We start from the raw sequence: 536 nt of genomic DNA, 5'->3' as shown, positions 1-536 counted from the left end.
GTTCACAAGGCCGCTTAATGATTTGGCTAACCAGTGGAATACGCTGCTGTCGGCGATTGCCGGGGCGGAGCGGGTGTTTGAGGTTATGGATGAAGAGACAGAGGCCAGGGACGAGGGGGCAGCCGTATCGCTTAATCATGTAGAGGGGGCAGTCAGCTTTAGGGATGTATCCTTCTCTTATGATGAGGGCAACTATATTCTGCATAACATCAGCTTTGAGGCGAAGCCGGGTGAAATGATCGCCCTGGTCGGGCCGACAGGAGCAGGCAAAACAACGCTGATCGGGCTGCTCTCCCGCTTCTATGATCCAAGCAGAGGCAGCATCACGCTGGACGGCAGGGATTTGTCCTCGGTCCGCCGGGAGAGCCTGCGGAGCCAGATGGCTTTTGTGCTGCAGGATACCTTCCTGTTCAAGGGAACGATCCGCGATAATATCCGTTACGGCCGGCTGGATGCCACCGATGCTGAGGTTGAGGAGGCAGCGAAGCTGGCGAACGCCCACTCCTTCATTATGCGGATGCGAGGAGGCTATGACC

Annotated in this window: 1 protein-coding gene; it reads left to right on the top strand. The window is 56.9% G+C overall.

What is annotated here, in order from left to right:
* The coding region (locus DEF28_RS26790) for an ABC transporter ATP-binding protein (protein ID WP_147281118.1) at positions 1-536 on the top strand (536 nt) is incomplete at both ends.

The organism is Marinitenerispora sediminis (assembly GCF_003336425.1).
Lineage (GTDB): Bacteria > Actinomycetota > Actinomycetes > Streptosporangiales > Streptosporangiaceae > Marinitenerispora > Marinitenerispora sediminis.
The sequence above is the reverse complement of the archived record's forward strand: the minus strand, read 5'-3'. Positions and strand labels throughout refer to the sequence as shown.